Origin of the sequence: Bartonella rochalimae ATCC BAA-1498, assembly GCF_000706645.1 — a bacterium.
GTDB classification, from domain to species: Bacteria; Pseudomonadota; Alphaproteobacteria; order Rhizobiales; family Rhizobiaceae; genus Bartonella; species Bartonella rochalimae.
In genome coordinates, this window is the sequence record NZ_KL407337.1 from 1,059,012 (window position 1) to 1,068,074 (window position 9,063).

Annotated in this window: 10 protein-coding genes and 1 other RNA gene; 4 read left to right on the forward strand and 7 right to left on the reverse strand. The window is 40.5% G+C overall.

The annotated features are described in order from the left end of the window. Positions 1-52 precede the first annotated feature (52 nt). Entirely contained in the window at positions 53-1,345 is a 1,293-nt protein-coding gene (gene murA, locus O99_RS04545) for a UDP-N-acetylglucosamine 1-carboxyvinyltransferase (protein ID WP_035006590.1), read from the forward strand. 613 nt (positions 1,346-1,958) lie between these two features. On the opposite strand, the gene O99_RS04550 is transcribed toward murA, so the two are convergent. From O99_RS04550 to purE, 7 genes are all read right to left on the reverse strand, one after another. Beyond that, positions 1,959-2,822: a TIGR00282 family metallophosphoesterase gene (locus O99_RS04550; RefSeq protein ID WP_051668866.1), complete on the reverse strand. Its 864-nt coding sequence runs from the start codon at positions 2,820-2,822 to the stop codon at positions 1,959-1,961. Between the two features lie 18 nt (positions 2,823-2,840). Then, the gene (locus O99_RS04555) at positions 2,841-3,449 is read right to left on the reverse strand and encodes a 5-formyltetrahydrofolate cyclo-ligase (RefSeq protein ID WP_035006591.1); all 609 of its coding nucleotides are present in this window, start codon (positions 3,447-3,449) and stop codon (positions 2,841-2,843) included. A 71-nt stretch (positions 3,450-3,520) separates the two neighbouring features. Beyond that, a non-coding RNA gene (gene ssrS, locus O99_RS06775) (6S RNA) lies at positions 3,521-3,681 on the reverse strand. A gap of 62 nt (positions 3,682-3,743) precedes the next feature. After that, positions 3,744-4,601 (reverse strand): tetratricopeptide repeat protein, encoded by an 858-nt coding sequence (locus O99_RS04560; RefSeq protein WP_174377793.1) that lies wholly within the window; start codon positions 4,599-4,601, stop codon positions 3,744-3,746. Further along, the gene (gene ykgO, locus O99_RS04565) at positions 4,601-4,726 is read right to left on the reverse strand and encodes a type B 50S ribosomal protein L36 (protein ID WP_004863016.1); all 126 of its coding nucleotides are present in this window, start codon (positions 4,724-4,726) and stop codon (positions 4,601-4,603) included. The genes O99_RS04560 and ykgO overlap by 1 nt, the downstream gene beginning before the upstream one ends. A gap of 400 nt (positions 4,727-5,126) precedes the next feature. Further along, the gene (locus O99_RS04570; protein WP_035006592.1) at positions 5,127-6,242 is read right to left on the reverse strand and encodes a 5-(carboxyamino)imidazole ribonucleotide synthase; all 1,116 of its coding nucleotides are present in this window, start codon (positions 6,240-6,242) and stop codon (positions 5,127-5,129) included. Positions 6,243-6,334: 92 nt separating this feature from the next. Then, complete coding sequence (gene purE / locus O99_RS04575) at positions 6,335-6,844, reverse strand: 5-(carboxyamino)imidazole ribonucleotide mutase (RefSeq protein ID WP_035006593.1); 510 nt, start codon at positions 6,842-6,844, stop codon at positions 6,335-6,337. Positions 6,845-7,326: 482 nt separating this feature from the next. Between purE and infA the strand changes: the two genes are divergently transcribed. The 3 genes from infA to yacG all read left to right on the forward strand — a co-directional run bounded on the left by infA (position 7,327) and on the right by yacG (position 8,696). Continuing rightward, a complete protein-coding gene (infA, locus tag O99_RS04580; protein ID WP_013545481.1) occupies positions 7,327-7,545 on the forward strand; it encodes a translation initiation factor IF-1 in 219 nt (72 codons plus the stop codon). Positions 7,546-7,750: 205 nt separating this feature from the next. Continuing rightward, the gene (locus tag O99_RS04585) at positions 7,751-8,401 is read left to right on the forward strand and encodes a Maf family nucleotide pyrophosphatase (protein ID WP_051668864.1); all 651 of its coding nucleotides are present in this window, start codon (positions 7,751-7,753) and stop codon (positions 8,399-8,401) included. 73 nt (positions 8,402-8,474) lie between these two features. Next, complete coding sequence (gene yacG / locus O99_RS04590) at positions 8,475-8,696, forward strand: DNA gyrase inhibitor YacG (RefSeq protein WP_035006595.1); 222 nt, start codon at positions 8,475-8,477, stop codon at positions 8,694-8,696. Positions 8,697-9,063: the final 367 nt, after the last annotated feature.

A 9,063-nucleotide genomic window follows, 5' to 3' on the forward strand; every position in this document is an offset into this window, starting at 1 on the left:
AAAGGATCCTTTCTAAGGGGCACTTTGGCGTGGGTAAAAAGGGTCAAACATTATGGATTCTATTCACATTATTGGTGGAAATCCTCTTAATGGTGTTATTCCTATTTCAGGAGCTAAAAATGCTGCACTTCCTCTTATGGTTGCTGCCTTGCTCACTAAGGAGACACTTACTTTGAAGTATATTCCGCATCTCGTTGATGTCGAACTCTTATTGAGAATTCTCAATCACCATGGGATCGGTTATGCTGTAGAGGGGCGAACAGCACATCAGGAAAGCGGGTATTCAAGGACAATTCACTTTACAGCAAAAAAAATAACAACAGTACATGCTCCTTACGAATTGGTCACAAAAATGCGTGCAAGCTTTTGGGTGATCGGTCCGCTTCTCGCACGATGTAGAGAAGCTTACGTTTCCTTACCTGGAGGGTGTGCTATCGGAACAAGACCCGTTGATTTTATTCTGGAAGGTCTCAAAAGTCTAGGCGCACACATCGTTATCGAACAGGGCTATGTTCATGCAAAAGCACCAGAAGGTCTTCAAGGAGGGCGGTATCGATTCCCTAAAGTAACCGTTGGGGGAACACATGTGCTCTTGATGGCAGCCGTCATGGCAAAAGGAACAACCGTTCTTGATAATGCTGCTTGTGAACCAGAAGTGACAAATCTTATTCAAGCCCTAAAAGCTATGGGCGCGCGCATCTCTGGAGAAGGAACACAAACCCTGACCATTCATGGAGTGGAAAAACTGCATAGTGCCAAAGTCCAAGTGATTCCGGATCGAATCGAAGCAGGAACTTATGCTATGGCCGTGGCAATGATCGGTGGAGACGTCTTTCTGAAAAATGCAAACCCTCATCATCTCACCGAAGTTCTCGAATGCCTCAAAAAAACAGGCCTCGAAATCGAAATAAAACCAGAAGGGATCAATGTAAGACGAAATCCAGAGCAGAAAATTATGCCAGTGGATATCAAAACAGGTCCTTTTCCAGCTTTTCCGACAGATCTACAAGCACAGTTCATGGCTCTTATGACACGGGCGCAGGGAAATGCTCATATCACCGAAATAGTCTTCGAAAATCGTTTTATGCATGTACAGGAATTAATACGTTTGGGAGCACAAATTACACTCAATGGACAGACAGCTCTTGTCTGTGGAACAGAGAATCTGCAAGGTGCACAAGTGATGGCAACAGATTTACGCGCTTCCGTCTCTCTTGTTATTGCCGCACTTGCTGCACAGGGAAAGACAATCGTTAGTCGCGTTTATCACCTTGATCGAGGCTTTGAACGGCTGGAGGAAAAGTTGGCGCAATGTGGTGCAAATATTCAACGCGTCACAGGTTGAGAAAATATATCTATGTTTGTGGAAAGTCGTTCCTGAAGAGAGGAAGTCTGAGATCTCCTTAAGAAAAAGCTCCAGAGACGAAAACAATGATAGCTTATGCGCAAAGAATGATGGCGTGTGTGGGTGCGTGGGGTCCTCAGGGAGAATTTTGTGTGGACAAAGCTCTGGAAAAGCTGAGGACAAGCTGTAGAGAAAGAGAGTAGTGTCTTCTTTCTGGACTTAAGATTTTTTCACCTTTTCAGCAAACAGTGCATGGACAGGACAGAGAGAGGACTATAAAAGGGTAAGAGCCTATATGCTTTGCAAAGGATCATCAGGTTCACAGGCATTGCTGTATGCGCAAAGAACGATGGCGTGTGTGGGTGCGTGGGGTCCTCAGGGAGAATTTTGTGTGGACAAAGCTCTGGAAAAGCTGAGGACAAGCTGTAGAGAAAGAGAGTAGTGTCTTCTTTCTGGACTTAAGATTTTTTCACCTTTTCAGCAAACAGTGCATGGACAGGACAGAGAGAGGACTATAAAAGGGTAAGAGCCTATATGCTTTGCAAAGGATCATCAGGTTCACAGGCATTGCTGTGTGCGCAAAGAACGATGGCGTGTGTGGGTGCGTGTTTCCTTAAGAGGAGGCTGAAGTGGTGAGCTCTGAAAGGGAGAAGGAACCCCAAAAATCTGGAATTTCAGGCTTTAAATGGGGCCCAATGCGGACAGCGGAAACTTTTTCAGCAAGGCCAGTACGGTCAGAAAGCTCAACCGCTAAACCACAAAGCGTTGCTGGTCCTTTCGCAGGCTCATAAAATTTAAACTTTTTTTTATAAAGAAAACGGTAAAGAGGTTCTTCTTTATCCATTCCTAAAGAGGAATTATAATCACCGCACATGCCTGCATCCGATAAGTAAGCGCTTCCGCCCTCTAAAATTTGTGCATCAGCCGTTGGAATATGTGTATGCGTGCCGACAATAACACTGACACGTCCATCAAGAAAGTGACCAAAACACTGTTTCTCACTCGTTGCTTCCGCATGAAAGTCAAAAATAATCGCGTCCGCTTGTTCACGCAGAGGACAGGCTGCGAGAATCTTATCTGCAGTGTGAAAAGGGTCATCTACTGTGCAGGGCATAAAAACAGTGCCCATCACATTCGCAACAAGAACACGAGCACCATTCTTCGCTGTCCATAAACCAGAACCTTTTCCAGGAGTGCCTTCAACAAAATTCGCTGGACGTAAAAAACGATCGCTATAAGAGGCATAGCTCAAAGTCTCTTTACATCTAAATGCATGATTGCCCGTTGTGACAACATCAACGTTCAAAGCTAAAAAATCTTGGTAAATTGTCTCGGTAATGCCAAAACCATTGGAGGCATTTTCACCATTAACAACAACAAAATCAAGGTGCCAGTGTTCAATCAAACAGGGAAGAATCTGGGAAACAACTCTGCATCCCGTTTCTCCAACAATATCACCTAAAAATAAAAAACGCATACGCGTTTTAATCACACTTTAAAATGCAAGAAAACCCTTTTCTGTAAAAATACCCTGCAAAAGAAGATCCTCTGTTCTCGGAGGAATAAAAGCAGCTTCTTGGCACGAAAAACCAAAACCAAATAAATGGACAGGGTGATCTTGGGTGCAGAAATTTTCAACGATCCGGTCATAGTAGCCTGCTCCATACCCAAGTCGATGACCTTGATGGTCAAAAGCAGAAAGAGGAACAAAAATAAAATGTGGCAAAACAACAGCCTGTTTAGAACTCGGGCAAAGAATGCCAAAATGCATCCGCTCTAATTCACTTTCATGCGAAAAACGGCGAAAAACCATCGTCGTATGATCAATAATTGACGGTAAAGCCAAATGACCCCCTCGTGATGTGATAAAATCAAATAAGGGACGAGGATCAATCTCCGAACGAATAGGCCAATAACCAGCAAAAATAATCCCTGAAAGATTATTCACTTTTTTGTCAAGATACTCTGCTGCATGAGAACAGGCGCGATGCGAAAAAATAGAACGGTCCTGTAAGGATAAATGCTCCCGTTGTGATAAACCCCAGTGGCGCAAAGAATTGCGAACCGATAAAGAAGAAGAGGTGCTTTCAGGAAAATGGGGCATTGCTCATCAATGGGGTTAGAGAATTGTGTCAATCAGGTTAAACAATAGCCGAAGCGCAAACAAATACAAAAAGGTGAACCGCAACAACCGATGGAAAAAGTTGATTCCGAGTGCCTAGTATACTAGGTGGGCACCGTGTGAAAAAGCCCACGAGCTCTTTCAGGGACAGCTCCCTTGGAAATCAATAAGGCCTCAGGAATATGTTATTTCCTGTCGCGAAGTGCAGAACACCTTCAACCATTATAAAAGAGTTTTAGCTTTTCGGCTAGAGAAAAAATGATTTCTCATAAATCTCTAAACTTCTTGATCTGCGTGTTGGGATACAAGAAAATCAAGGCGCTGATGAAGAAACTCCATTTGTGGATAAAAAGAAAGAGCTGTTTCATAAGCCTTGATCGCAAGATGAGGACGATTCGTCTCTTCCATAATGATGCCAAGCTCAATAAAGGCTATGTAATGCCGAGGTTCAAGCGTGAGAGCCTGGAATAAATCAAACATCGCAAGCTTAAAATCACTCAATTGAATATGAAGCCAAGCACGTTTTACCCAAGGTTCAGCATAGGTCGGAGCAAGAGCAATCACAGAATCAATCCTATCAAGAGCAGCGTTATAATCTGATGCTACAATGCTTTGTTCGGCCCAGATCATTAAAAGGTCAATAGTTTCACTGCCCGAGCGTGACCATAAACGCTGAAGTTGACGACTAAGATTCTTCGCTTCCTTAACATTAGAACAATATTTCAATTCTTTGAGAAGGCGTACAATCTCTTGTTCTTTACGATCACTTGCAAGAGATTGATGTGCATGAGGCGGCAATGCATAATCTTCAAGAAGAATTGTCCCCGAGTGAGGATTTGACAAGGGAGAACTGTCAGACCGTTCCGAAGGAAAATCAGGAATTATATCCTCTAAAGGTAAAAGAGATTGTGGAGAAGGTGCTTCTTCAAACGGGGAAGAAGGAGGGTTTTGTCCATAACTGGGAGAGAGAGAAAAAAAAACGCTGAAAAATAAAAGAAATATACTCTGCTGTCTTAAGAAATTTGAACAGAAAAAAATAAAACCTTTTAAAAAAACAAAAGACCTTAAATGAACATAACAAATAAATGCCCACACAAAAACAGCAGAAATCAGAAACCTGTCTTTTAAACCCATTATCCCTGACGGGCTCTAAAACGCGGATTTGTTTTATTCAAAATATAAACACGACCTTTACGGCGAACCAACCGATTGTTACGGTGACGTTCTTTGAGTGCTTTGAGCGAATTTTTAATTTTCATCATCATTACCGTTTATATATAGTTCAAGCAAAAATCGCTTTCTTAAGATAAAAAAACTCTGCTCTTGAGACATAAGATATTATAAAAACATTTCCACTTCTGTCGTGAAAAATACTGAAATTTTCCACCATAATGGGTAAATGAAAACGGTGGATTCATAGCAGGAAGTCCTCTTTTTGTCAAGTACACTTTACCTTTAGCGATATGTTTGATAGGGGGAGAGAATGCTTCTTCAGGATTGATGCCCTTTGATAAAGGAAGAAGGGCCTAAAATGGAGAAAGCGGGAAAGTGAGGTGTTGCGTGCGGAGAGTTCTTAGGAGCAGGAGAGTGTTGTGGTAGGGGAAGAGAGAGGTTTTAAAAGTACACTCTTTCTTTTCTGAAGGGAACCTGTTGAGTTCTTTATTCTTTTGCGTGGGAAGTTTTTGTTGCTGGTCCCGTTAATTGAATGACATGGCCCATTTTGCGTTCTGGTTTGACAAGAGTTTTGCCATATAAATGGACTGACGTTGATTTTTGCTGTAAAAAATTTTGATAATCTTTCAAATTCGTACCAAGAAGATTTGTCATTTCACAATTGCTATGGCGTGAGGTATCCCCTAGAGGAAGAGAACAAATAGCACGGATATGCTGTTCAAATTGTGAAGTGATGCATGCTTTTTGTGTCCAGTGACCCGAATTATGTACACGAGGCGCTAATTCGTTAACCAAAAGACTTCCATCGGCTAAAACAAAAAATTCAACACAAAGAACACCAACATAATCAAGAATGTCCATAATCTTAGCGTTAATCTCTTGTGCTGTTTTTTGAAGCAGTGGTGAAGCTTGTGAAGGTACTAAGGTTTTATAAAGAATGCCACTCTTATGCTGATTTTCACAGCAATCATAAAAAGCATATTCTTTTTGAGGATTTGATGCTGATACAACAGATATTTCAAATAAAAAGGGGACAATCTCTTCTAAAATGAGAGGTTGATGATTAAGTGCAATTAACGCCTTATCGATGATTTCTTCACTCGGATGATGAAGACCAATTTGATGCTTGCCATCATAACCAAAACAGCGTGTCTTCAAAAGACCACTTCCTCCCAAGGCTGATAAACCCTCAATAAGAGAATTTCGGTCATGAACCGCATACCATTTAGCCGTTTGAATTCCATGGGTGTTCAGAAATTGTTTCTCAAGAACGCGATCTTGCGAAATCGCCAAAATTTGAGAAGAGGGATAAAGATAACTTTTTTGTTCAATATATTGTGCTGTTTGCAAAGGAAGATTTTCAAACTCATAGGTTATCACATTGCAAACAGAAAGAAGATGCGTTAATGCCGTTTGATCGTCACACGAAGCAAGAATATGCTCTGTGCTAATATGAGATGCTGGACAATCAATCTCAGGACTCAGAACAAGTGTTTTAAAGCCAAATTCTGCTGCTGCAATTGCTAACATTCGTGCTAATTGACCGCCTCCAAGAAGGCCAATAGTTTTGTCAGAACATAAGTCTTCAGAATAATGAGACATCTTTACTTTCCATCGTTAAAGTTATTGCTTCGCTGGCTGTTTGTTCTTTGCGTCAGTGTTGTTGCTGTAAATGTTCGGATAAAAGAGTATTATCATGAGATATCCTCACTTTCCATCGCTGGCGTTATTGCTACGCTGGTTGTTTGTTCTTTGCGCCAGTGCTGTAAACGTTCGGATAAAGCATCATCATGAACCGCAAGGACTGCTGCGGATAAAAGAGCGGCATTAATCGCTCCTGCTTTGCCAATTGCTAAAGTACCAACCGGTACACCCGCTGGCATTTGTACAATCGAAAGCAAAGAATCTTGACCCGATAAAGCTTGAGAGTGAATCGGAACACCAAAAACAGGTAAAGGAGTAAGAGACGCTAACATACCAGGAAGATGCGCTGCTCCCCCAGCGCCAGCAATCAGAACTTTAAAGCCAGAAGCTTTTGCTCCTCTCGCAAATTGATAAAGTCGCTCAGGAGTGCGATGCGCCGAAATGATCTGCGTCAGATGAGAAATGCCAAGGTGAGTTAAAATATCTGAGCTATGGCGCATGGTATGCCAATCTGATTGGCTGCCCATTAAAAGTGCTACGTCATACAATTTTTCAGCCATTTAATGTCCTTTTCATTCTGCAAGAGGCTTCATTCTCTCTCACTGGGCGCTTTGTCTTTTGATATTATCAAAGGGCGATTCAATTGCTTTTAAAAGTTTTGTTGCTTTTTTGCAAAGTTAATGAGTCAATTTTACTCTCCTTAAGATGAGAAAACAAATTTTTAAGTTCAATCTTTAAAGAAAAAAACATAAAATAAAGCATAAAATACTGGCTTCGTTGAGAAGAAAAATCACAAAAAAGTACAGTGATTATCTCAGAACCGGTTTTTGTTTTTTATGAACGGGTGATCATATGAAATGAAGGAAAAATCAAGAGAAGAAAAAATAAAGAGTGAAAATACGCTCACAAACAGTATATAAAGAAAATCTCTCTTTCTCTCTTAAATCCTTGTTCACAAAATCAAAAAAATAAGATATGGAAAAAGAACGTTAACTTATCATATAAAATCAACGACATATACTATAAAAGGAAATCGCTCTTTATGTCTAAAGAAGAAGTACTGGAATTTTCTGGAATTGTTACAGAACTTTTACCAAATGCAATGTTTCGGGTGAAATTAGAAAATGATCATGAAATTATTGCCCATACCGCTGGAAGAATGCGAAAAAATCGTATTCGTGTCTTAGTCGGCGATAAAATTATGGTGGAAATGACCCCTTATGATTTATCAAAAGGACGAATTACATATCGCTATAAATAACCATCAAAAGGAAAAATTCTGTATCAAAAATTAACCCAAAATTGGGAAGCGTTATTGCAGAAGTGAATGCTTGTGAAAAATAAGGTCAAAGAAAAACGCTTCAAGTGCACTACAAAATATAGAGGTGTGAAAAAAATAATTTAAATAAAACGGGGACGTTGGGACAAAAGTGCATGCACTCAAAATTGGCGAAAGGGGTTCTATTATGGATATCAATTTGGTTCTTGCTTCTGCTTCTCCGCGGCGTTTAATGCTTCTCGCACAAATAGGTGTTGAACCAGAATTTGTTTATGCAACCAATATTGATGAAACACCAAAATCAAGAGAGCATCCAGCAAATTTAGCAAAGCGTCTCGCAAAAACAAAAGCCCTCGCAGCACAGGAAAATTGGTTAAGAGATCAGAAAAATAATGCAAAAGAACCGTCATCAAAAAAATATTTAATTTTAGCTGCAGATACAGTAGTGGCAGTGGGGCGTGTCATTTTCCCTAAAGCAGAGGGAGAAGATGAAGCATACGAATGTTTGCGTTTTCTTTCAGGGAGAGCCCATAAGGTATATAGTGCTATCTGTCTCTTGAATGAGTGTGGAAAAAAAAAGATCAAGTTAGTTGAAAGTTCTGTGCGGTTTAAACGGTTAACCAAAACAATGATAGAGGCTTATGTGGCTTCTGGAGAATGGCAAGGAAAAGCCGGAGGGTACGCAATTCAAGGAAAAGCCGGGGCTTTCGTGACAAATATAATAGGGTCTTATTCCAATGTTGTGGGACTCCCTTTGGCTGAAACAATGGATCTCTTAATGACTTATCAGTATCCATTGCTTAATCATTGGTGCGAAAATTTCAGTGAAGGTGAATAAGACAAAGTGGGCGAAAATTTAATGGGTAAAGGAAAAAAACAAAACTTTACAGAAAAAGGTACCTTGAAAAACAATGAAACAGCGCAAAAAAGACGGAAAAAAAGCAGAAATATATCAGCCGCCCTTACAAAATAATTTGCGTCCATCGCGCCCCTGTCCAGAATGTGGAAAAATGTCTCAGCAGGATTCTTACCCTTTTTGTTCATCACGGTGTCGTGCAATCGATCTGAACCGTTGGCTGTCTGGGGCATATGTTTTGCCTCCACCTCCTCAAAAAACCGATGAGGAAGAGTGAACGAAAAATAAAATGCTTCAAAAGGAAAAAGTGCCATCTTTGTCTTTGTGGTTAAAATGAAATGCTGTTAGAATTTTTTTAACATATGATTTATGTTTAACGTGAATGCTTTTATCCGTGCTATTTGCGTTGGTTTTTTCAAAATATATGTCGGTGTTTGTTCTTTTATCTTCTTCCTTTATCTGTACCAAAACAAAAAGAGCACAAACTCGCTTGATATCAGGTTTAAGAGGTTCTGGTAAAATGTTTAGAGCATGACATAATGATACTCTTGAAAAAGAGTTGTAAGAGCGTGCCTGATGGGGAAGAATGGACAAATCTTACTGTATGGGAAGGCGCCATGGGGGAGGTTATGGAGCAGAATATC

Excerpts from the sequence above, each read along its gene's own strand:
- O99_RS04570 (WP_035006592.1), bottom strand. The coding sequence starts at position 6,242 with ATGTCTCATTATTCTGAAGACTTATGTTCTGACAAAACTATTGGCCTT.
- O99_RS04550 (WP_051668866.1), bottom strand. The coding sequence starts at position 2,822 with ATGCGTTTTTTATTTTTAGGTGATATTGTTGGAGAAACGGGATGCAGA.
- O99_RS04555 (WP_035006591.1), bottom strand. The coding sequence starts at position 3,449 with ATGCCCCATTTTCCTGAAAGCACCTCTTCTTCTTTATCGGTTCGCAAT.
- murA (WP_035006590.1), top strand. The coding sequence starts at position 53 with ATGGATTCTATTCACATTATTGGTGGAAATCCTCTTAATGGTGTTATT.
- O99_RS04560 (WP_174377793.1), bottom strand. The coding sequence starts at position 4,601 with ATGGGTTTAAAAGACAGGTTTCTGATTTCTGCTGTTTTTGTGTGGGCA.
- yacG (WP_035006595.1), top strand. The coding sequence starts at position 8,475 with ATGAAACAGCGCAAAAAAGACGGAAAAAAAGCAGAAATATATCAGCCG.
- O99_RS04585 (WP_051668864.1), top strand. The coding sequence starts at position 7,751 with ATGGATATCAATTTGGTTCTTGCTTCTGCTTCTCCGCGGCGTTTAATG.
- purE (WP_035006593.1), bottom strand. The coding sequence starts at position 6,844 with ATGGCTGAAAAATTGTATGACGTAGCACTTTTAATGGGCAGCCAATCA.
- infA (WP_013545481.1), top strand. The coding sequence starts at position 7,327 with ATGTCTAAAGAAGAAGTACTGGAATTTTCTGGAATTGTTACAGAACTT.
- ykgO (WP_004863016.1), bottom strand. The coding sequence starts at position 4,726 with ATGAAAATTAAAAATTCGCTCAAAGCACTCAAAGAACGTCACCGTAAC.